Origin of the sequence: Citrobacter gillenii, from assembly GCF_013337685.1 — a bacterium.
GTDB classification, from domain to species: domain Bacteria; phylum Pseudomonadota; class Gammaproteobacteria; order Enterobacterales; family Enterobacteriaceae; genus Citrobacter; species Citrobacter gillenii.
In genome coordinates, this window is sequence record NZ_SUQN01000008.1 from 1 (window position 1) to 22,286 (window position 22,286).

A 22,286-nucleotide genomic window follows, 5' to 3' on the forward strand; every position below is an offset into this window, starting at 1 on the left:
GAACCCTGCGGCTTGTAATCCGTTGTTCCGTGTCAGTGGAGGCGCATTATAGGGAGTTATTTCAGGCTGACAAGGGGAAAATACAAAAAACTTATCAACCGATTACTTTTCCATCAAAACTAGTAATGGAAAGTTATTTTCGCCTGGTTTTTAAACAAAAACGAGCCCCGCAGGGCCCGTTTTTAGTATTTTGTGACTTACTGCACTGCCACAATGCGTTCGTCATTCACTTCCAGACGAATCGTTTTTCCAGGAACCAGCTCACCCGACAGGATTTGCTGGGCCAGCGGGTTTTCGATCTGTTGCTGGATAGCACGTTTCAATGGACGCGCCCCGTAGACAGGATCGTACCCATTCGCGCTCAGCAGTTTAAGCGCCTCGTCAGAGATGTGGATTTCATAGCCACGATCTTCCAGACGTTTGTACAGACGCTGCAGCTGGATCTGGGCAATAGACGCAATGTGTTGTTCACCCAACGGATGGAAGACAACAACTTCATCTATACGGTTAATGAATTCCGGACGGAAGTTTTGGCTGACCACGCCCAGCACCATGTCTTTCATGTGTCCGTAGTCCAGGTCGCCAAAACGTTCCTGAATGAGATCGGACCCCAAGTTAGAAGTCATGATGACCACCGTATTACGGAAGTCGACCGTTCTCCCCTGCCCGTCAGTCAGTCGACCGTCATCCAGCACCTGCAACAGAATGTTGAACACATCCGGATGCGCCTTTTCCACTTCATCCAGCAGGATGACGGAATAAGGGCGACGACGCACCGCTTCTGTCAAGTAACCGCCCTCTTCATAGCCAACGTATCCCGGGGGCGCACCGACCAGACGAGAGACAGAGTGTTTCTCCATAAACTCAGACATATCGATACGAACCATCGCGTCGTCGCTGTCGAACATAAAGTTAGCCAGCGCTTTACACAGTTCGGTTTTACCGACACCGGTTGGCCCAAGGAACAAGAACGAACCGATCGGACGATTCGGATCGGACAACCCTGCACGGCTACGGCGAATCGCGTTGGATACCGCTTCCACCGCTTCGTTCTGACCAATGACGCGGTTATGCAGATCCTGCTCCATACGCAGCAGTTTTTCACGCTCGCCTTCCAGCATGCGGGCAACAGGGATCCCCGTCCAACGTGCCAGTACTTCGGCGATTTCCGCATCCGTCACTTTATTACGCAACAGGCGCATGGTTTTGCCTTCAGACTGAGTGGCTGCTTCCAGCTGTTTTTCCAGCTCAGGAATTTTGCCGTACTGCAGCTCAGACATCCGCGCCAGGTCACCCACCCGACGAGCCTGTTCGATAGCGATTTTCGCCTGCTCCAGTTCAGCCTTAATCGTCTGCGTACCGGAGAGTGACGCTTTTTCCGCTTTCCACTCTTCTTCGAGCTCAGAATACTGACGCTCTTTGTCATCCAGCTCTTCATTAAGCATATCGAGGCGCTTTTTACTCGCCTCGTCAGACTCTTTCATTAACGCCTGCTGTTCCAGTTTGAGCTGGATGATTCGGCGATCGAGTCGGTCCAGTTCTTCCGGCTTGGAGTCAATCTGCATACGAATGCTGGACGCCGCTTCATCGATAAGATCGATGGCTTTGTCCGGTAACTGACGGTCAGCAATGTAACGATGAGATAGCGTCGCTGCCGCGACAATTGCCGGGTCAGTGATCTGCACGTGGTGGTGCAGCTCATAGCGTTCTTTCAACCCACGCAAAATGGCGATGGTGTCTTCCACGCTCGGCTCGGCAACAAACACTTTCTGGAAACGACGTTCCAGTGCCGCATCTTTTTCGATGTACTGGCGGTACTCATCAAGTGTTGTAGCCCCTACACAGTGCAGTTCGCCACGAGCCAGTGCCGGTTTCAACATGTTCCCGGCATCCATGGCACCATCGGCTTTACCTGCGCCAACCATAGTATGCAGCTCATCGATAAACAGAATGACATTGCCTTCCTGTTTCGACAGATCGTTCAGCACACCTTTTAAACGTTCTTCAAATTCACCGCGATATTTCGCCCCGGCCACCAGCGCGCCCATATCCAGCGCCAGTACACGGCGGCCTTTTAAACCCTCCGGCACTTCGCCATTAATGATGCGCTGCGCAAGCCCTTCAACAATGGCCGTTTTACCGACACCAGGCTCACCAATTAATACCGGATTGTTTTTAGTACGGCGTTGCAGCACCTGAATGGTGCGACGAATTTCTTCATCACGACCGATAACCGGATCGAGCTTACCCTGCTCGGCACGTTCCGTCAGGTCGACGGTGTATTTTTTCAAGGCCTGACGTTGGTCTTCAGCCCCTTGGTCGTTCACGCTTTCACCTCCACGCATCTGTTCAATTGCCTGAGTGATATTAGCGGTCGTCGCCCCCGCTGATTTTAATAAATCGGTCAGCGTACCGCGTGACTCAAGCGCCGCCAGAACGAACAGTTCCGACGAAATAAAATTGTCCCCACGTTTTTGCGCCAGCTTGTCGCAAAGATTCAGTACACGCACCAGCTCCTGAGAAGGCTGCACATCACCGCCGGTGCCTTCTACCTGCGGCAAGCGGCTCAATGCCTGATCAATGGCTGTGCGTAACTGGCCGGCGTTAATGCCAGCAGACGTTAACAAAGGACGGACCGATCCCCCTTCCTGATTAAGCAGGGCGCTCATTAGATGAAGTGGTTCGATAAACTGGTTGTCGTGCCCCAGTGCGAGTGACTGGGCATCGGCGAGTGCAAGCTGGAATTTATTAGTAAGACGATCCAGACGCATAACTCCTCCCATAACAGGTCAAAATTGCTACTGGAGATTAAATGAGGTCATCCCTCAATTATTCAAGGTGAATGACCTGAATTATGTGAAAAGAAAATTACGCGTACCGGATCGTCTTGATTCTTTAGGTTATATCAGCCAAATAAAACTTGCCATACGACCGGTGGTTTTGTCGCGACGATAAGAGAAGAAAGTCTCACTTTCGCTGAACGTACAGCGGTCACCGCCGTAGAGGTTCTCAACCCCAACATGTGCCAGACGCTGGCGAGCAAGCTGATAAATATCTGCCAGGTACTTTTCACCACGTGGCACAAATGCGCTGTCTGCTTGTGGATCTTTGACCATAAACGCGTCACGCACTTCAGGCCCCACTTCAAATGCACGGGGACCAATTGCCGGGCCTAACCAGGCAATAATGTTTTCGGGTTTATCAGCAAAACACGCAACGGTCTCTTCAAGCACGCCTGCACATAACCCGCGCCAGCCCGCATGAGCCGCCGCGACTTCCGTGCCAGCACGATTACAAAATAACACGGGCAAACAGTCTGCCGTCATCACTGCACACACGGTGCCCGGCGTATTGCTGTAGGACGCATCCGCACGCTTAGAAGAATAAGGCTCGCCGGTAAGTTTCAGAACCTCTTTACCGTGCACCTGTTCGAGCCAGACCGGTTTTGAAGGCAGATTGCCCGCAGCAAAGAGTCGTTTGCGGTTCTCTTCAACATGTTCCAGGTTATCGCCGCAATGGGCCCCCAGATTCAGCGAATCGTACGGCGGCAAACTGACGCCACCAATACGGGTAGAACTACAGGCCGCGACGCCTTGCGGCAGCGGCCACTGCGGGACAATTAGCTTACTCATAGCCAGGCCACATCATCCTTATGCTCTTCGAAATCGGCACGCATCACGGCAATCAGATCAACCATATCTTGCGGAATTGGCGCATGCCATTCCATTTCGATACCTGTGATTGGGTGATACAAGCGCAGCATGGTGGCATGCAGCGCCTGGCGGTCGAACTTACGCAGCGTAGAAATAAATTCATCCGACGCGCCTTTCGGTGGACGTGGACGGCCGCCGTAGACCTGGTCGCCCACCAGCGGATGGGTAATATGCGCCATGTGCACGCGGATCTGGTGTGTACGTCCGGTTTCCAGACGCAGCCTAAGGCGCGTGTGTACACGGAAGTGCTCCATAATGCGGTAATGCGTCACCGCAGGTTTCCCCATAGGATGCACGGACATATGCGTACGTTTGGTGGGATGACGGCTGATAGGCTCTTCTACAGTGCCACCGGCTGTCATATGACCAATCGCTACGGCTTCGTACTCACGCGTAATTTCACGCAGCTGTAGCGACTCGACCAAACGCGTTTGCGCCGGAACCGTTTTTGCTACCACCATTAATCCGGTGGTGTCCTTATCCAGACGGTGCACGATACCTGCACGAGGAACATCCGCAATCGGCGGGTAGTAATGCAGTAACGCATTCAATACCGTGCCATCAGGATTACCGGCGCCCGGATGTACCACGAAATCACGTGGTTTGTTGATGACCAGAATATCGTCATCTTCATAGACGATATCTAGCGGGATATCTTGCGCTTCAAAACGAATTTCTTCGTCAATTTCAGCATTGATGGAGACACGTTCTCCACCCAAAACTTTTTCTTTCGGTTTATCGCAAAGATTCCCGTTTACCAGCACGCGCTGATCGAGGATCCATTCTTTTATGCGAGAACGCGAATAATCAGGGAACAATTCGGCCAAAGCCTGATCTAAGCGTTGACCGAGCTGATTATCGGAGACTGTTGCGGTGAGTTCTACTCGTTGTGCCATAAACTGCTTCTTCGTTTAACGTTGGGTTTTACGGCTTTGCCGTTTAATATAGTGTGCTATTGTAGCTGGTCTTAACCGGGAGCAGGAACAGAGAATCTCCCGTAAAACATTTTGAGGAAAGTCAAAACGTCATGACGCGCATGAAATACCTGGTGGCAGCAGCCACGTTGAGCCTGTTTTTGGCGGGTTGCTCTGGTTCAAAGGAAGAGGTGCCCGATAACCCACCAAATGAAATCTACGCGACTGCTCAGCAAAAGCTGCAGGACGGTAACTGGAAACAGGCAATAACGCAATTGGAAGCGTTGGATAATCGCTATCCATTTGGACCTTATTCTCAGCAGGTGCAATTAGATCTCATCTACGCCTACTACAAAAATGCCGATCTGCCGCTCGCTCAGGCCGCCATCGATCGTTTTATCCGTCTGAACCCGACACACCCTAACATTGATTATGTCATGTATATGCGTGGCCTGACCAATATGGCGTTGGATGATAGCGCACTGCAAGGATTCTTTGGTGTTGATCGCAGCGATCGCGATCCACAGCACGCCCGAGCTGCGTTTAATGACTTTTCCAAACTGGTACGTGGCTACCCGAATAGCCAGTACACAACGGACGCCACCAAGCGCCTGGTATTCCTGAAAGATCGCCTGGCGAAATATGAGTACTCCGTTGCTGAGTACTACACCGCACGCGGCGCGTGGGTTGCTGTGGTGAACCGCGTAGAAGGTATGCTGCGTGACTTCCCGGATACCCAGGCAACACGTGATGCCTTACCGCTGATGGAAAACGCCTATCGCCAGATGCAGATGACTGCACAGGCCGAAAAAGTGGCGAAAATTATTGCCGCCAACAGCAGTAATACCTGATTCCTCGCTGAATGCAAAACGGCAGCCCTCGGGCTGCCGTTTTTTTATCCGTTTACGCCGTAACTGAAGCGGTTTAGCTGCAACGCATCCTATCAAATATGGCCTGCTTTCAGGTATTCCTCAAGTAAAAGATCGCCTGTTCCTGCGGTGCCTCACAAAAAGGTTTTCTTGACAAAAAGCGACAAAATAATGTGATTTAGATCACACATTTTGACATTAGGAAAGGTATGCTGGAATCACCAAGACGGGAAAGACAAGAGGTAAAATTTATGACAATGAACATTACCAGTAAACAAATGGAAATTACTCCGGCAATTCGCCAGCATGTCGCAGACCGTCTCGCCAAACTTGAAAAATGGCAAACTCATCTGATTAATCCACATATCATTCTGTCCAAGGAGCCACAGGGTTTCACTGCTGACGCCACCATCAATACACCGAACGGACATTTGGTTGCCAGCGCTAAGCACGAAGATATGTACACCGCTATTAACGATTTGATCAACAAGCTGGAACGGCAGCTCAATAAAGTGCAGCACAAAGGCGAAGCCCGTCGTGCAACAACTTCAGTAAAAGACGCCAACTTCGTCGAAGCAGAAGAAGAGTAGTCCCTTACATTGAGTGTATCGCCAACGCGCCTTCGGGCGCGTTTTTTGTTGACAGGGTGAAAACAGTACAGGTACTTTAACTGACGTAGCCAAAGGAAATTGACATGAAACTTATTCCGTTCTTCTTCGCATTCTTTTTTACCTTCCCCTGAATGGGAGGCGTTTCGTCGTGTGATAAATAATGCGAAGACGAACAATAAGGCCTCCCACAACGGGGGGCCTTTTTTATTGATAATAAAAAAGGCAACACTATGACATCGGAAAACCCATTACTGGCGCTGCGCGATAAGATAAGCTCGCTGGATGAAAAATTACTGGCCCTGCTGGCTGAGCGTCGTGGTCTGGCCGTCGAAGTCGGTAAAGCAAAACTGCTTTCTCATCGTCCGGTGCGCGATATTGACCGCGAGCGCGATTTGCTGGACCGACTGATCCAGTTGGGTAAAGTGCATCACCTCGATGCCCACTACATCACACGCCTGTTCCAGCTCATTATTGAAGATTCCGTTCTCACCCAGCAGGCGCTCCTGCAGCAGCATCTGAATAAAATCAATCCGCACTCCGCCCGCGTCGCGTTTCTGGGGCCAAAAGGCTCGTATTCGCACCTCGCTGCGCGTCAGTATGCCGCTCGCCATTTTGAGCAATTTATTGAAAGCGGTTGCGCCAAGTTTGCCGATATCTTTAATCAGGTCGAAACCGGACAGGCGGACTACGCGGTCGTGCCTATTGAGAACACCAGCTCTGGCGCGATCAACGATGTTTACGACTTGCTGCAGCACACCAGCCTCTCCATCGTCGGCGAGATGACCATTATTATCGACCACTGCGTGCTGGTTTCCGGTACTACGGACCTGAATAGCATCGAAACCGTGTACAGCCATCCGCAACCGTTCCAGCAATGCAGCAAATTCCTCAATCGTTATCCGCACTGGAAGATCGAATATACCGAAAGCACCTCGGCAGCAATGGAAAAGGTTGCCCAGGCGAACTCACCGCACGTGGCAGCCTTGGGCAGCGAAGCCGGTGGCGTGCTGCACGGTCTGCAGGTACTTGAACATATTGAAGCGAATCAGACGCAAAACATTACCCGTTTTGTCGTGCTAGCACGCAAGGCTATTAATGTTTCCGACCAGGTTCCGGCGAAAACCACGCTGTTGATAGCGACAGGGCAACAGGCGGGTGCGCTGGTTGAAGCGCTGCTGGTGCTACGCAACCATAATCTGATTATGACCAAGCTGGAATCGCGCCCGATTCACGGTAATCCGTGGGAAGAGATGTTTTATCTCGATATCCAGGCCAACCTGGAATCGCCGGAAATGCAAAAAGCATTGAAGGAGTTGGGTGAAATTACGCGTTCGATGAAGGTACTGGGATGTTACCCAAGTGAGAACGTGGTGCCGGTCGATCCGAGCTAACGTAAGACAATACCGGATGGCGTATGCATCGCCATCCGGTATCGACGCTACTGGCGGCTATCGTTGGCCTGACGCAGTAGCGTACGGCTTTCGCTCTGGAAGCGTTTGGCATAATCGCCAAACCAGTGCTCAACCTTACGGAAGCTGTCGATAAACGCCTGCTTATCGCCCTGCTCCAGTAAACCAATCGCTTCACCAAAACGCTGATAATACCGTTTGATCAACGCGAGATTACTTTCTGACGACATAATAATGTCGGCATACAGCTGCGGATCCTGGGCAAACAGGCGTCCGACCATGGCCAGCTCAAGACGGTATATCGGCGAAGAGAGCGCCAGTAACTGTTCAAGTTGGACATTCTCTTCTGCTAAGTGCAACCCGTAAGCAAAAGTCGCGAAGTGACGTAATGCCTGGATAAACGCCATATTCTGATCGTGCTCGACGGCACTGATCCGATGCAGCCGCGCCCCCCAGACCTGAATCTGTTCCAGGAACCATTGATAGGCTTCCGGCTGGCGTCCATCGCACCAGACAACCACCTGCTTTGCCAGACTGCCGCTATCCGGACCAAACATCGGATGCAATCCAACTACCGGGCCATCGTGCGCCGCCAGCATCGCCTGTAATGGGCCGTTTTTCACCGAGGCCAGATCGACCAGGATACAGTCAGCAGGCAAGCGCGGTAATTTCGCGATCACCTGCTCGGTAACGTGAATCGGCACGCTAACGATCACCATTCCGGCATCCGCCACGATCTCCTCGGCACGATCCCAGTCCTGCTGTTCAAGAATACGCACCTGATAACCTGACAGCGTAAGCATCTTCTCGAATAGCCGTCCCATCTGACCGCCACCGCCGACAATCACCACCGGGCGTAACGTTGGACAGAGCGTTTTAAATCCTTTGTCATTCTCGCTAGAGTACGACTCACGCATTACCCGACGTAATACATCTTCAATCAGATCAGGCGGTACGCCCAGCGCTTCCGCCTCTGCACGGCGAGAAGCCAGCATAGACGCCTCCCGCTCAGGCACGTAAATCGGTAACCCAAAGCGGCTTTTTACTTCACCAACCTCGGCAACCAGTTCAAGACGGCGCGCCAGCAAATCCAGCAACGCCTTATCCACTTCATCAATTTGATCGCGTAATGCGGTCAATTCAGCCACCATAACCCACCTCTTAAGCCAGGCGCGTCGCCAGCTGGCCGTTCAAATCTTTATTAATTTCACGCAACAACGCATCCGTCATTTCCCAGCTAATGCAGGCATCTGTTACGGACACGCCGTATTTCATTGCACTGCGCGGCTGCTCAGAAGACTGGTTGCCTTCGTGAATATTGCTTTCAATCATCAGGCCGATGATTGAACGGTTGCCATCTTTAATTTGTGCAACCACTGACTCTGCCACGGCAGGCTGGCGACGGTAATCTTTGTTGGAGTTACCATGACTGCAATCTACCATCAGTGACGGTCGCAGTCCCGCCTGCTCCATTTCTTTTTCGCACTGAGCAACATCTGCCGGACTGTAATTCGGTGCTTTACCGCCGCGCAGGATCACATGGCCGTCCGGATTACCCTGCGTTTGCAGCAGTGCCACCTGTCCTGCCTGGTTAATACCCACAAAGCGGTGAGACTGAGCTGCTGCGCGCATAGCGTTAATCGCTGTCGCCAGACTGCCGTCAGTGCCATTTTTAAAACCAACCGGCATCGACAGACCCGACGCCATTTCACGGTGAGTCTGCGATTCAGTCGTACGCGCACCGATAGCGGACCAGCTAAACAGATCGCCCAGGTACTGCGGGCTGTTGGGATCCAATGCTTCTGTCGCCAGCGGCAGCCCCATATTCACCAGTTCAAGCAACAGCTGACGCGCAATTTTCAGACCGGCTTCAACATCAAAAGAGCCGTCCATATGAGGATCGTTAATTAACCCTTTCCAGCCGACGGTGGTACGGGGTTTTTCAAAATAGACACGCATCACCAGATAGAGGCTATCGCTGACCTCTGCGGCAAGGGTTTTAAATCGACGGGCATATTCCAGCGCCATTTCAGGATCATGAATAGAGCAAGGACCACACACTACCAGCAAACGCGGATCGCGACCGGCGATGATATCAGAAATGGTTTTGCGCGACTGCGCAATTTGCGCCTCTTGCGCCAGACTCAACGGGAATTGCATTTTAAGTTGTTCCGGAGTCATCAGAACCTGTTCATCAGTAATGTGTACGTTGTTCAGCGCGTCTTTTTGCATGGTGGTGATCCTGTTTAGCTCGTTTGCGATAGTTGTTCCTCAGCGAGGAGGTAATTACGATAACACAACGGGTAAAGATTTCAATCCACTTTACGTAAATTTTTATTTACAGCCAGTATAAACAGGCCTAACAGGCGCGGAATGTCGTAAATTTAAATTTACACACGCCATTTAAGAGATCCGCTATGCTTTAAAAAAACCAGGGAGTATCAGCAATGAAGCGACTTATCAACACGGTACTGGTGTTACTGCTAAGCGGATGTCAGATAGATCCCTATACCCATGCCCCCACCTGGACCGGCACCGACTGGTACGATGCCGGGATCCAGGATGCTATTTCAGGGTATGTCATTAAAGATAATGAAACTCTTGCCGACAACTACAATGACCCCGAAATCGATCGTACGGAATATCTTAAGGGTTACGCTGAAGGACAACGTAAAACCTGCCAGCAGGATTTTGTTTACGCCAGGGGACTGGCCGGGAAAACCTTCCCTCCAAGCTGTGATACCGTTGAAAATGTCGACCAATTACACAGTGCCTGGCAAAAAGGTTCAAATGAAGGCGCAGCCTCTATAAGATTAAATTAAACAAGAAGTTATATCCGATAAATCAATAAGATTTAACTTAAATCGATAATGTTATTCATCCAGATATAATGACGCTCTGGTAAAATAATGTTACTTTGTTGCGAACAATCGTGAGTATATTTCGACGTATTACGGCTAACGCTGGTAGGTACCTTTTCATGAGCTTTTCTTATCGACTCATACTTCTACTGGCACTGCTATTGTCCGGATTACCGCTGTATGCCCAAAACGCTACGGAAGAGGCGAAATCCGTACGCGCCATGGTTTCCGGCATCGTCAGCTATACGCGCTGGCCAGCGCTTTCCGGTCCGCCCAAACTGTGTATCTTCTCTTCATCACGTTTTACCAGTGTGCTGCAGGATACCCATGCCGGAGCGTTACCCTATCTTCCCGTCATCGTTCATACGCAACAAGACAGTGTCGTAGCTCAGTGTGACGGTTTTTATTTTGGCACTGAATCCCCGACATTTCAGGTGGAATTAAAGAGTCAATTTCCAACTAAGGCATTGTTATTAATTGCCGAACAGAATACCGAATGCGTTATTGGTAGCGCTTTTTGCCTCATCATAAATAATGAAGAAGTGAGGTTTTCGGTAAATATGGATTCCCTGTCACGTAGTGGTGTAAGGGTCAGTCCAGACGTATTGATGCTTGCACGGAATAATAAGGATGGATAAGGGTATTTCTCCCATAACACGCCCAACGTTCAAACGGACACTACGGCGTATCAGCATCGTCAGCGTTTTGGTCACTATGACGCTGATCTGGCTGCTGCTGAGCATTTCTTCCGTGCTGGCACTCAAACAATATGCGCAAAAAAACCTCGATCTGACCGCCGCGACCATGACCCGATCGCTTGAAGCCTCGCTGGTGTTTTCTGATAGCGTTGCAGCAAACGAAACGTTGGCTGCGCTAGGGCAACAGGGGCAATTCTCCGTTGCCGAAGTACGCAATAAAAATCAAAAGGTGATCGCCACCTGGCGCTATGACGCCCAGGATACAACAGAAAAGATTAGCGGTCTGATCAGTCACTGGCTATTCCCACAGCCGGTGACAAAGCCTATTTTGCACAATGGCAACGTCATTGGGGAAGTGCGCCTGACAGCCCGCGACAGCGTCATTAGCCATTTCATCTATCTGTCACTGGCTGTGCTTACCGGATGCATTTTACTGGCCTCCGGTATTGCATTAATGCTCACCCGCTATTTGCACAATGGCGTTGTTGAAGCGCTGCAAAATATTACCGAGGTGGTGCACGACGTTCGCACCAACCGCAACTTCTCACGCCGCGTGTCTGAAGAACGCATTGAAGAGTTTCATCTGTTTGCCCAGGACTTTAATAGTCTGCTGGATGAGATGGAAGAGTGGCAACTGCGCCTGCAAGCCAAAAATGCTCAGTTGTTGCGCACCGCGCTGCACGATCCCCTGACCGGACTTGCTAATCGCGCCGCATTTCGTAGCAGCATTAACGCGTTGATGAACGACGAATCCGCTCACAGCAGCTCGGCGTTGTTATTCCTTGATGGCGATAATTTTAAATTTATTAATGATACCTGGGGGCATGCAGCAGGAGACCGGGTATTGATTGAAGTTGCTAAAAGGCTGGCCGAGTTTGGTGGCAATCACCATCAACCGTACCGGCTCGGAGGCGATGAGTTTGCGATGGTGCTATACAGCGTGCATTCGGAGAATGAAGTTCAGCGTATCTGCGCGGCACTATCGCAAGAGTTTAACCGTCCATTTGACCTTCACAATGGTCATCTGGCAAGCATGACGCTAAGCATTGGGTTTGCGCTGACGTGGGAACATGCCTCTGCCGAGAAATTACAAGAACTCGCCGATCACAATATGTATCAGGCTAAACATTTGCGTTCTGAACGCATTATTAAAAAATAAGGAATTACACACATGCTGAAACATCTATTATCGCCATTTATTCTTATCATACTGATTCTGGCTGGCTGTCAGGCCCCTCAGGGTAAATTCACCCCTGAGCAAGTTGCAGCCATGAAATCATACGGCTTTACCGAAGCATCTGGCGACTGGTCGCTGGGTCTGTCTGATACCATTTTGTTTGATAAAAATGACTATAAGCTGCGTCCTGAAAGTGAAAAACAGATCCAAGAAATGGCAGCTAAACTGGCGGCTACCGGCCTGAATCATGCGCGTCTGGATGGTCACACCGATAACTACGGCGAAGACAGCTATAACGAAGCACTGTCGCTTAAGCGAGCTAACGTCGTGGCAGATGCCTGGGCTCAGGGTGCCAACATCCCACGCACCAATCTGACAACTCAGGGATTAGGCAAAAAATACCCGATTGCCAGTAACCAGAGCTCAAAAGGCCGTGCCGAAAACCGCCGCGTTGCGGTCGTCATCAGCACGCCTTAATGTCTTACTCGGCTGACTGCGCCAACAGATTTTGCGACATTTTGTACCAGCGCAGCCAGTCAATCATCATAAACAGCAGCAGGCTTACGCCCGCTACCGGCATCGCCATCCCCAGCACGCCAGCCACTACCAGCACCGCACATCGCCCCTTCCCGTTGAGCATCAGCCAACACTGCACCAGCGTTTGTGCCGGATTCACCGCCGGTCCGGCGGGTCGGCGTATCCACCACAGCCGATAGCCCAGCACGATCATCAGGCACAGGCCTGCACCAAAGACGATCAGCAGCCCCTGATTGAGTACGCCAAACAGAATCCCCATATGGAAATCAACGCCCCAACGCGTCAATTTCGCCATCAGTGGGAAATCGACAAAGCGCGTCTGGTCAATAATCCGCATCGTGGTTGTATCAACAGACACCGCATCCACCTGGGTTGGCCAGCGGCGGTCAATCTCGGTGACAGTCCAACCATGCTGCGCATCTTTCGCCGGGCGGATCTCCAGCTTCCTGGCATCAATCCCCGCCGTCTGCGCCGTGCGTAATACCGCATCAAAAAGCCCGCCGTCAACCACGCTTGCCGATGGCATTACCATGCCAACGTGATGTCCGGCATGCTCATCATGAATTTGCTGGACGCCATCGAGCTGTGTATTTACCTGCGGCGTCAGCCAGCCAAAGGCTGCCCGCATGCTATCCACATTGCCCCCTGCCCATTGCGACCAGGTTAAACCGGTTGCGGAAAAAAGTAACATCCCGCCTAGCAGAATCCAGCCCAGCGTAACGTGCAGACGACGGTTTTTTTGCAGTCGATTATTCAGACGACGCCTGGGTCGAGTGAAAAACCAAAGCACAATACCGCCCAGCGCCGCTACCCACATCCAGGACGCCGCCAGTTCGCTATAAAGCCGCCCAATATCCCCCAACAGCAAGGAACGGTGCGCATAGTCGATCCACTGGCGCAGAGGTAAAATCCCACTGGTGCCATAGACAGTCATATCGCCTGTTACCGTAAGCGCAACCGGGTCGATAAATATCGCCCGATGTTCAGACGGGGCCAGTACAGGGTCTGCAAACATGACCCGGGTCGTCTCTCCTGGCTCAAGCGCAGGGCGTACTGCATACACCGGCAAATGATTGCCGACGACCTGCTGCGCGAGCGCAATTTGAGCAGCCAGCGATTGTGGTTCTCCTTGCTCGGTTCCCTGTAGCGCCTCAGAGTAAAGCGCCTCTTCCAGTTGCGGTGTGGCAACGTAGAGCGTACCGGTCAGTGCCGCGACAAAAATAAAGGGACCCACGAACAGGCCGATAGAGAAATGAAGGCGTCGCAGCAGGGTTACCCATGCCGCACGCGGGGTGCAGGTGGTCATACTTTTCCTTAGAAAAAGCCAAAGAGCGTCATCACGCTAACGCGTACAGACGTATTTTTAGGATCAGGAAAAAGCAGACCGGTACGGTGGTGCACGGGTATTGGGATACAGCCAGGGGAAGTAGAACCAGAACGTCAGCGTAGGATGTAGTGGCGTTTTTTTCTGTAGCCGCAGCACGCCGCGCAACAGAATAACCAGAGTCAGTATCAGCCCGGGGACGTGCGCCAGCAGCACACAGTAGCCGCATGCTTCGCCGTGATCGACGGGCATCGTCATCGAGGCGCCGTCACCATGTTGTTCAGCATGTTCCACCATCATGCCCATATCATGATGCATACCCGGCATCGCATTCATAGGATCGTGTTGCAAAGAAACAGAGATAAGCGGCGCGATGACGATCAGCAGGATCGCAAACAACGCGAGCCATGCCGCGCAGCGCTGATGACCAAACCGAAAAATTGCACCAATAACCACTGCCCCTCCAATAACGACAGGGCATTGTAAATGATTTATGAATTAATAGTTAATTATGTGAGTTTTATGGCGATAAAAAAAGGGGCCAGCCTTATTGGCCAGCCCCTTCTGACAGGATGTCGCCTGAGCGATATCTTAGTTAAGACGCTCTTTGATACGAGCAGACTTACCAGTGCGCTCACGCAGGTAGTACAGTTTAGCTTTACGAACAGCACCACGACGTTTAACAGCAATGCTGTCAACTACCGGAGAGTGAGTCTGGAAGACACGCTCAACGCCTTCGCCGTTGGAGATTTTACGAACAGTGAATGCAGAGTGCAGACCGCGGTTACGAATAGCGATAACCACGCCCTCGAATGCCTGCAGACGTTTTTTGGAACCTTCAACAACCCATACTTTCACTTCCACGGTATCACCCGGACGGAAGGAAGGTACGTCCTGCTTCATCTGTTCTTGTTCAAGTTGCTTAATAATGTTGCTCATAATTTAATCTCTTATCCTGGGTAAACTGATATTGGGGGCTTACGCCTGCCCATCATGTTTATGTTGCTGTTGTGCGTGTTCCTTTTTGAACTCCGCCAGCAACCTTGCTTGCTCTTCAGTCAGAGCCAGGTTTTCCAGAAGTTCAGGTCTTCTAAGCCAGGTACGGCCCAGCGACTGCTTCAAACGCCAGCGACGTATCTCAGCGTGGTTCCCCGACAGCAAAACTGCCGGTACTTCCATCTGCTCTAACACTTCAGGTCGGGTATAGTGCGGGCAGTCCAGCAACCCATCGGCAAAGGAATCCTCCGTTGCCGATGCTTCATGACCCAGTACCCCCGGAATAAACCGGGAGACGGAATCAATCAGCGTCATCGCTGCTAATTCTCCACCGCTGAGAACGTAATCGCCGATTGACCATTCTTCATCAATTTCGGTTTGAATTACGCGCTCATCTACGCCTTCATAGCGACCACACACCAGAATCAGCTTTTGATTCGTTGCCAGTTCGCTCACGCCCGCTTGATCAAGCTTGCGTCCCTGAGGTGACAGATAAATCACCTTCGCGCCTTCACCTGCCGCGTCTTTTGCTGCATGAATGGCATCCCGTAAAGGTTGCACCATCATTAACATCCCCGGTCCGCCGCCGTAAGGACGATCGTCCACGGTACGGTGCCGGTCATGAGCAAAGTCACGAGGACTCCAGCTCTGGATGTTCAGCAGGCCATTTTTTACTGCCCGGCCAGTTACCCCGTAATCGGTAATTGCGCGGAACATTTCTGGAAACAGGCTAACGATACCTATAAACACAAGCCAATCCCCATCACGCCGACTTTTACCGTTTATCCGGTGGTTTAAAAACCAGGATCCCAATCTACTTCGATAGTACGAGTAGTGAGATCGACTTTCTTGATAACCTGCCCATCGAGGAACGGTACTAAACGTTCCTTGATACCAAACGCATCTTTCAGGTTTGCCTTGATGACGATGACGTCATTCGATCCGGTTTCCATCATATCGACGACTTTACCGAGTTCGTAGCCTTCAGTGGTCACTACCTGGCAACCCATAAGGTCTTTCCAGTAGTAAGTGCCATCATCCAGCGCTGGCAACTGCGAGGAATCTACGACAATTTCACAATTCGTCAGTACATTCGCCGCATCCCGATCCTCAATACCTTTCAGCTTGATGATCAGATCCTGATTGTGGTGCTTCCAGCTTTCCAGCTGTACTTGCTGCCACTGACCCGCCTTCTGGATAAACCAGGGCTGATAGTCAAAAATGCTTTCGGCGTCTTCAGTGGAAGAAAACACTCTGAGCCAACCACGGATACCGTAAGGAGACCCCATTTTCCCCAGAACTATGGGTTCTACGGGCGCCTGTGCGGCGAGTTGCTTGCTCATCATGACCACCGTGACAGATTAAGCTGCTTTGTTTGCTGCTTTGATCAGCGTAGCTACGCGATCAGAAATAGTCGCGCCCTGGCCAACCCAGTGAGCGATGCGATCCAGATCCAGGCGAGTGCCTTCTTCTTTTTCGCTAGCGATTGGGTTAAAGAAGCCAACGCGCTCGATGAAGCGACCGTTGCGTGCATTACGGCTGTCAGTAACAACAACCTGGTAGAACGGACGCTTTTTAGCGCCGTGACGTGCTAAACGAATAGTAACCATAACATCCTCTTGTGTGAATAAAACACCGGGCCCCATCGAGGGAAGGGACCCGGTGTCATATTAAAAGCCCGAAAATTTTACTGATTTCTGAGAAAAAAGCAATCAACATGTGATGAAGCTTGATACCAGGGCGTTACCGTTGCAGCCAGTTTGGCGTCGGCGTGCGCGCAGAAAGCGGAGCGTACACGCAGTACGTGAGCATTTCGAGCACACTCCGGCGTCAAAATGGCAAATAAGGTAGCCCGATATATTTATCTACCAGGGAATCCTGGCGGCATCATGCCCTTCATATTGCGCATCATCTTGGCCATCCCGCCCTTCTTCATTTTCTTCATCATGCGCTGCATGTCGTCGAACTGTTTCAGAAGGCGGTTAACGTCCTGTACCTGCATACCGCAGCCCTGAGCGATACGGCGCTTACGCGAACCTTTGATGATTTCCGGCTTGGCACGTTCTTTCAACGTCATCGAATTGATGATCGCTTCCATACGCACCAGCACTTTGTCATCCATCTGCGATTTCACGTTGTCAGGGATCTGACCCATGCCCGGCAGCTTGCCCATCAGGCTTGCCATGCCGCCCATGTTTTTCATCTGATTAAGCTGTTCTAAGAAGTCGTTCAGGTCAAAACCATCGCCCTTCTTCAGCTTGGTCGCCAGCTTCTCAGCCTGCGCGCGGTCAACCTTGCTTTCGATATCTTCGATCAGCGACAGTACGTCGCCCATGCCGAGGATACGCGAAGCAATCCTGTCCGGATGGAATGGCTCCAGCGCTTCGGTTTTCTCGCCAACACCGAGGAACTTAATCGGCTTACCAGTGATATGACGAATAGAGAGTGCGGCACCGCCGCGGGCGTCACCGTCGACTTTCGTCAGCACGACACCGGTTAACGGCAGCGCTTCGTTGAAGGCTTTTGCGGTATTCGCGGCATCCTGACCGGTCATGGCATCGACAACAAACAGCGTTTCTACCGGATTGATAGACGCGTGGACCTGTTTGATTTCGTCCATCATCGCTTCGTCAACGTGCAGACGACCGGCGGTATCCACCAGCAGCACATCGTAGAATTTCAGCTTCGCTTCTTTCAGCGCAGCGTTAACGATATCGACCGGCTTTTGGCCGACGTCAGACGGGAAGAAGTCGACTTCAACCTGCTCAGCCAGCGTTTCCAGCTGTTTGATCGCCGCCGGACGATAAACGTCGGCAGAGACGACCAGCACTTTCTTCTTGTGCTTCTCGCGCAGGAACTTACCCAGTTTCGCCACGCTGGTCGTTTTACCGGCACCCTGCAGACCCGCCATCAGCACCACGGCCGGTGGCTGAGCGGCCAGATTCAGGGTCTGGTTCTCTTCGCCCATCGCCGCAACCAGTTCGCTGCGAACGATTTTGACGAATTCCTGACCCGGGGTCAGGCTTTTGTTAACTTCATGACCAACCGCTTTCTCTTTTACGCGATTGATAAACTCACGCACTACCGGCAGCGCAACGTCAGCTTCCAGCAGCGCCATGCGCACTTCGCGCAGCGTTTCTTTAACGTTGTCTTCAGTAAGGCGTCCACGGCCACTGATATTGCGCAGCGTGCGCGACAAACGATCGGTTAAATTATCAAACATTGTCTCTCGCCTGGGGTGGAAACGGTCGGTCGCTTGCACGACACATCAACAGAATTTTGTCGCAGTATAACATGAAGCCGCCTTTGTTGTTATGCAACGGTTGGAGCAGCGGTCACGTAACGCTATACTGCTTTTCTTTATCACTGGTCAACTGTCGACACCTATATGCCCGTTTTTGCTTTGTTCGCCCTTGTCGCCTATTCCGTCAGCCTTGCGCTGATCGTTCCCGCTCTGCTGCAAAAAAACAGCGGCTGGCGGCGTATGGCTATCCTTTCTGCGGTTATCGCGCTGGTGTGCCACGCTTTTGCCCTGGAAGCACGTATTTTGCCCGGTGGCGAGAATGGACAAAACCTGAGCCTGCTGAACGTCGGTTCTCTGGTTAGCCTGATGATCTGTACGGTAATGACCATTGTGGCCTCACGCAATCGCGGCTGGCTGCTGCTGCCGATCGTGTATGCGTTTGCATTAATCAATCTGGCCTGCGCCACGTTTATGCCCAACGAGTACATCACCCACCTTGAAGCCACACCGGGCATGATGATCCACATCGGGCTCTCGCTCTTGTCCTATGCCACGCTGATCATTGCCGCCCTGTACGCACTGCAGCTGGCGTGGATCGATTATCAGCTGAAAAACAAAAAACTGGCGTTCAACAATGAAATGCCGCCGCTGATGAGCATTGAACGCAAAATGTTTCACATCACTCAGATAGGCGTGGTTCTGCTGACGCTGACCCTGTGCACTGGCCTGTTTTACATGCACAACCTGTTCAGTACCGAAAATATTGATAAAGCCGTGCTCTCTATCGTGGCATGGTTTGTCTATATCGTTCTGCTATGGGGACATTACCATGAGGGCTGGCGCGGACGTCGTGTCGTCTGGTTTAACGTCGCAGGTGCAGGCATTCTGACGCTGGCCTATTTCGGTAGTCGCATACTGCAACAGCTTGTGAGTTAAGTCTTTAAGGAACCCTACGTGGAACACATCTCCACCACCACGCTCATTGTTACGCTTCTCATCATGGTGGTTATTTCAGCCTATTTTTCCGGTTCCGAAACCGGAATGATGACCCTGAACCGCTACCGCCTGCGCCACCGGGCCAAGCAGGGGAATCGTCAGGCAAAGCGCGTTGAAAAACTCCTGCGCAAACCGGACCGCCTGATAAGCCTGGTGCTTATCGGCAATAACCTGGTCAACATTCTCGCCTCCGCGCTTGGCACCATCGTCGGTATGCGTCTGTATGGCGATGCGGGTGTGGCGATTGCCACCGGGGTGCTGACCTTTGTGGTGCTGGTTTTTGCTGAAGTACTGCCAAAAACCATCGCCGCGCTGTATCCCGAAAAAGTCGCCTATCCCAGCAGTTTCTTACTGGCGCCACTCCAAATTCTGATGATGCCGCTGGTGTGGTTACTGAACACCATTACCCGTCTGCTGATGCGTATGATGGGCATCAAAACGGATATCGTGATAAGCAGTTCCCTGAGTAAAGACGAACTGCGAACGCTGGTGAATGAATCGCGCTCGCAAATCTCGCGCCGTAATCAGGATATGCTGCTGTCGGTGTTGGATCTGGAAAAAATCAGCGTTGACGACATCATGGTGCCGCGAAACGAAATCATCGGGATTGATATCAACGACGACTGGAAATCAATCGTGCGTCAACTGTCGCACTCCCCGCACGGCCGCATTGTGCTTTACCGCGACTCGCTGGACGATACCATTAGTATGCTGCGCGTACGCGAAGCCTGGCGCCTGATGGCAGAGAAAAAAGAATTCACCAAAGAGACCATGCTGCGCGCCGCTGATGAGATCTATTACATCCCGGAAGGCACGCCGCTCAGCACCCAGCTAATCAAATTTCAGCGCAACAAAAAGAAAGTTGGCCTGGTGGTTAACGAATATGGCGACGTTCAGGGCCTGGTGACGGTCGAAGATATCCTGGAAGAGATTGTCGGCGACTTCACCACCTCCATGTCACCTACGCTTGCCGAGGAAGTCACCCCGCAAAATGACGGTTCAGTGATAATTGACGGCAGCGCCAACGTTCGCGAAATCAACAAAGCCTTTAACTGGCACCTGCCGGAAGACGATGCGCGAACCGTAAACGGGATTATTCTTGAAGCGCTGGAAGAGATCCCGGTGGCCGGTACGCGGGTGCGCATTGGCCAGTACGATATCGATATTCTCGACGTACAGGATAATATGATTAAACAGGTGCAGGTCTTGCCGGTAAAACCGCTGCGGGAGAGCGTGGCGGACCAGGGATGATAATATCGTGGCGGGTAACGCATCTGCATTACCCGCCGCGACAGGCTGATTAGCCCTTGGCTTTCGCCACAGACACCATCGCCGCGCGGATGGTACGTCCGTTCAGGGTATAACCTTTCTGCATCACCATCAGTACGTTACCGGCCGCAACGTCGTCAGACTCAACCATGGCAATCGCCTGATGCACGTTCGGGTCCATCGGCACATCGATATCCGCAACCACCTGCACGCCAAACTTCGCCACCACATCCAGCATCGATTTACGGGTCAGTTCGATACCCTCGATCATCGCCGACATGGCATCGTTGTCTTTGTCCGCTACTTCCAGCGCACGGTCCAGGCTATCGAGCACCGGCAGCAGTTCGTTAACGAATTTTTCCAGCGCGAACTTATGCGCCTTTTCTACGTCCAGTTCGGTACGACGACGCAGGTTTTCCATTTCAGCTTTCATGCGCAACACGCTGTCACGCTCGCGCGTTTCGGCTTCAGTAAGCTGAGCTTCCAGATTCGCAATTTTTTCATCGCGCGGATCCACCTGCTCAGCAGAAGCGTCTGGTTCAATCGCCTCAACTTCTTCGTGCTGATCCATGATAATTTCTTCCGGGGCTTGCCCCTCAGGCGTTTTCTGTTCTTTACTACTCATGAATTTCTCCGCGTTTTTTCGCATTCATCTCGCTAACTTGACTTATTATGGGGATAAGATTCAGGGATTCAAGGGAAGTACTCACATTGTCACTCATCTTCGCTACAAGGACCTCGAGAAAATGAATAAACATTTCAAGTGTATTGGCATTGTGGGGCATCCACGCCACCCCACTGCACTGACCACACATGAAATGCTTTACCGCTGGCTGTGCACAAAAGGGTATCAGGTTATCGTGGAGCAACAAATCGCCCGCGAACTGCAGCTGAAAAATGTGCAAACCGGCACGCTGGCAGAAATTGGTCAGCAGGCGGACCTCGCGGTAGTGGTGGGCGGAGATGGCAATATGCTCGGTGCTGCGCGCACTCTGGCACGCTATGACATTAAGGTCATCGGGATCAACCGTGGCAACCTGGGCTTTCTCACCGACCTTGACCCGGACAATGCCCATCAGCAATTAGCCGATGTGCTGGAAGGCCATTACATCAGTGAAAAGCGCTTTTTACTTGAAGCCCAGGTGTGCCAGCAAGATTGCCAGAAGCGTATCAGTACCGCGATCAATGAAGTGGTGCTGCACCCGGGTAAAGTCGCGCACATGATTGAATTTGAAGTCTATATTGATGAGGTCTTTGCGTTTTCCCAGCGTTCAGACGGACTGATTATTTCCACGCCAACCGGCTCTACTGCCTACTCGCTCTCTGCCGGCGGCCCAATCCTGACGCCTTCTCTGGATGCCATTACGCTGGTACCAATGTTCCCGCACACGCTCTCAGCGCGACCGCTGGTGATCAACAGTAGCAGCACCATTCGCCTGCGCTTCTCACACCGCCGTAGCGATCTTGAAATTAGCTGCGACAGCCAGATTGCCCTGCCTATACAGGAAGGTGAAGACGTGTTGATTCGCCGCTGTGATTATCATTTAAACCTGATTCACCCTAAAGACTACAGCTATTTCAATACATTAAGTACCAAGCTCGGCTGGTCAAAAAAATTATTTTAATTTACCTTCAGCCTCTTTACTGTATAAAAAACCAGTTTATACT

Annotated in this window: 24 protein-coding genes and 1 other annotated feature; of the genes, 11 read left to right on the plus strand and 13 right to left on the minus strand. The window is 51.7% G+C overall.

Annotated elements, in window-relative coordinates; translation table 11 throughout:
- Positions 1-197 precede the first annotated feature (197 nt).
- The 3 genes from clpB to rluD all read right to left on the minus strand — a co-directional run bounded on the left by clpB (position 198) and on the right by rluD (position 4,609).
- Positions 198-2,771 (minus strand): ATP-dependent chaperone ClpB, encoded by a 2,574-nt coding sequence (clpB, locus tag FCH32_RS18780; RefSeq protein WP_115257744.1) that lies wholly within the window; start codon positions 2,769-2,771, stop codon positions 198-200.
- A 129-nt stretch (positions 2,772-2,900) separates the two neighbouring features.
- Positions 2,901-3,632, minus strand: a complete 732-nt coding sequence (gene yfiH / locus FCH32_RS18785) for a purine nucleoside phosphorylase YfiH (protein WP_115257743.1) — start codon at positions 3,630-3,632, stop codon at positions 2,901-2,903.
- Entirely contained in the window at positions 3,629-4,609 is a 981-nt protein-coding gene (gene rluD, locus FCH32_RS18790; RefSeq protein ID WP_096756108.1) for a 23S rRNA pseudouridine(1911/1915/1917) synthase RluD, read from the minus strand. The genes yfiH and rluD overlap by 4 nt, the downstream gene beginning before the upstream one ends.
- A gap of 131 nt (positions 4,610-4,740) precedes the next feature.
- Between rluD and bamD the strand changes: the two genes are divergently transcribed.
- The 4 genes from bamD to pheA all read left to right on the plus strand — a co-directional run bounded on the left by bamD (position 4,741) and on the right by pheA (position 7,498).
- Positions 4,741-5,478: an outer membrane protein assembly factor BamD gene (gene bamD, locus FCH32_RS18795; RefSeq protein WP_096756107.1), complete on the plus strand. Its 738-nt coding sequence runs from the start codon at positions 4,741-4,743 to the stop codon at positions 5,476-5,478.
- 269 nt (positions 5,479-5,747) lie between these two features.
- Positions 5,748-6,086: a ribosome-associated translation inhibitor RaiA gene (gene raiA / locus FCH32_RS18800; RefSeq protein WP_096756105.1), complete on the plus strand. Its 339-nt coding sequence runs from the start codon at positions 5,748-5,750 to the stop codon at positions 6,084-6,086.
- 103 nt (positions 6,087-6,189) lie between these two features.
- Positions 6,190-6,315, plus strand: a sequence feature (Phe leader region).
- A complete protein-coding gene (gene pheL, locus FCH32_RS18805; RefSeq protein WP_101706155.1) occupies positions 6,191-6,238 on the plus strand; it encodes a pheA operon leader peptide PheL in 48 nt (15 codons plus the stop codon). (Overlaps the previous feature by 48 nt.)
- A gap of 22 nt (positions 6,316-6,337) precedes the next feature.
- Complete coding sequence (gene pheA / locus FCH32_RS18810) at positions 6,338-7,498, plus strand: bifunctional chorismate mutase/prephenate dehydratase (protein WP_096756104.1); 1,161 nt, start codon at positions 6,338-6,340, stop codon at positions 7,496-7,498.
- Between the two features lie 47 nt (positions 7,499-7,545).
- Here the strand turns inward: pheA and tyrA are convergent, their stop codons facing one another.
- Entirely contained in the window at positions 7,546-8,667 is a 1,122-nt protein-coding gene (gene tyrA / locus FCH32_RS18815; RefSeq protein WP_115257741.1) for a bifunctional chorismate mutase/prephenate dehydrogenase, read from the minus strand.
- 10 nt (positions 8,668-8,677) lie between these two features.
- Positions 8,678-9,748 (minus strand): 3-deoxy-7-phosphoheptulonate synthase AroF, encoded by a 1,071-nt coding sequence (gene aroF / locus FCH32_RS18820; protein ID WP_096756102.1) that lies wholly within the window; start codon positions 9,746-9,748, stop codon positions 8,678-8,680.
- A gap of 215 nt (positions 9,749-9,963) precedes the next feature.
- Here aroF and FCH32_RS18825 point away from each other — a divergent pair, with 215 nt between their 5' ends.
- The 4 genes from FCH32_RS18825 (at position 9,964) to FCH32_RS18840 (ending at position 12,729) form a co-directional block, all read left to right on the plus strand.
- Entirely contained in the window at positions 9,964-10,338 is a 375-nt protein-coding gene (locus FCH32_RS18825; protein ID WP_096756101.1) for a DUF2799 domain-containing protein, read from the plus strand.
- A 158-nt stretch (positions 10,339-10,496) separates the two neighbouring features.
- The gene (gene yfiR, locus FCH32_RS18830) at positions 10,497-11,015 is read left to right on the plus strand and encodes a regulatory sequestration protein YfiR (protein WP_096756100.1); all 519 of its coding nucleotides are present in this window, start codon (positions 10,497-10,499) and stop codon (positions 11,013-11,015) included.
- Positions 11,008-12,234, plus strand: coding sequence for a diguanylate cyclase DgcN/YfiN (gene dgcN / locus FCH32_RS18835; protein ID WP_115257739.1), 1,227 nt, complete (start codon positions 11,008-11,010; stop codon positions 12,232-12,234). Before yfiR ends, dgcN begins: the two co-directional genes overlap by 8 nt.
- Before the next feature lie 12 nt (positions 12,235-12,246).
- Positions 12,247-12,729 (plus strand): OmpA family protein, encoded by a 483-nt coding sequence (locus tag FCH32_RS18840; protein ID WP_174361334.1) that lies wholly within the window; start codon positions 12,247-12,249, stop codon positions 12,727-12,729.
- Positions 12,730-12,733: 4 nt separating this feature from the next.
- Here FCH32_RS18840 and FCH32_RS18845 read toward each other — a convergent pair whose 3' ends face one another.
- From FCH32_RS18845 to ffh, 7 genes are all read right to left on the minus strand, one after another.
- Positions 12,734-14,095, minus strand: coding sequence for a PepSY-associated TM helix domain-containing protein (locus FCH32_RS18845; RefSeq protein ID WP_174361335.1), 1,362 nt, complete (start codon positions 14,093-14,095; stop codon positions 12,734-12,736).
- Between the two features lie 63 nt (positions 14,096-14,158).
- On the minus strand, positions 14,159-14,569 hold the full coding sequence (locus FCH32_RS18850) for a DUF2946 domain-containing protein (protein WP_416335748.1): 411 nt from the start codon (positions 14,567-14,569) through the stop codon (positions 14,159-14,161).
- A gap of 135 nt (positions 14,570-14,704) precedes the next feature.
- Positions 14,705-15,052: a 50S ribosomal protein L19 gene (rplS, locus tag FCH32_RS18855; protein ID WP_002914145.1), complete on the minus strand. Its 348-nt coding sequence runs from the start codon at positions 15,050-15,052 to the stop codon at positions 14,705-14,707.
- A 39-nt stretch (positions 15,053-15,091) separates the two neighbouring features.
- The gene (gene trmD, locus FCH32_RS18860) at positions 15,092-15,859 is read right to left on the minus strand and encodes a tRNA (guanosine(37)-N1)-methyltransferase TrmD (RefSeq protein ID WP_115257737.1); all 768 of its coding nucleotides are present in this window, start codon (positions 15,857-15,859) and stop codon (positions 15,092-15,094) included.
- A gap of 44 nt (positions 15,860-15,903) precedes the next feature.
- Positions 15,904-16,452, minus strand: coding sequence for a ribosome maturation factor RimM (rimM, locus tag FCH32_RS18865; RefSeq protein WP_096756095.1), 549 nt, complete (start codon positions 16,450-16,452; stop codon positions 15,904-15,906).
- A gap of 18 nt (positions 16,453-16,470) precedes the next feature.
- Positions 16,471-16,719, minus strand: a complete 249-nt coding sequence (rpsP, locus tag FCH32_RS18870; RefSeq protein WP_003031228.1) for a 30S ribosomal protein S16 — start codon at positions 16,717-16,719, stop codon at positions 16,471-16,473.
- A 251-nt stretch (positions 16,720-16,970) separates the two neighbouring features.
- Complete coding sequence (gene ffh / locus FCH32_RS18875; protein ID WP_096756094.1) at positions 16,971-18,332, minus strand: signal recognition particle protein; 1,362 nt, start codon at positions 18,330-18,332, stop codon at positions 16,971-16,973.
- A gap of 165 nt (positions 18,333-18,497) precedes the next feature.
- Between ffh and FCH32_RS18880 the strand changes: the two genes are divergently transcribed.
- A complete protein-coding gene (locus FCH32_RS18880) occupies positions 18,498-19,289 on the plus strand; it encodes a cytochrome C assembly family protein (RefSeq protein WP_096756093.1) in 792 nt (263 codons plus the stop codon).
- Between the two features lie 18 nt (positions 19,290-19,307).
- Positions 19,308-20,600, plus strand: a complete 1,293-nt coding sequence (locus FCH32_RS18885; RefSeq protein ID WP_174361336.1) for a CNNM domain-containing protein — start codon at positions 19,308-19,310, stop codon at positions 20,598-20,600.
- Positions 20,601-20,649: 49 nt separating this feature from the next.
- Here FCH32_RS18885 and grpE read toward each other — a convergent pair whose 3' ends face one another.
- Complete coding sequence (gene grpE, locus FCH32_RS18890) at positions 20,650-21,243, minus strand: nucleotide exchange factor GrpE (protein WP_174361337.1); 594 nt, start codon at positions 21,241-21,243, stop codon at positions 20,650-20,652.
- A 121-nt stretch (positions 21,244-21,364) separates the two neighbouring features.
- On the opposite strand from grpE, the gene nadK reads away from it, so the two are divergent.
- Positions 21,365-22,243 carry an NAD(+) kinase gene (gene nadK, locus FCH32_RS18895; protein WP_096756091.1) on the plus strand — a complete coding sequence of 293 codons (879 nt, stop codon included), beginning with the start codon at positions 21,365-21,367 and terminating at the stop codon, positions 22,241-22,243.
- Positions 22,244-22,286: the final 43 nt, after the last annotated feature.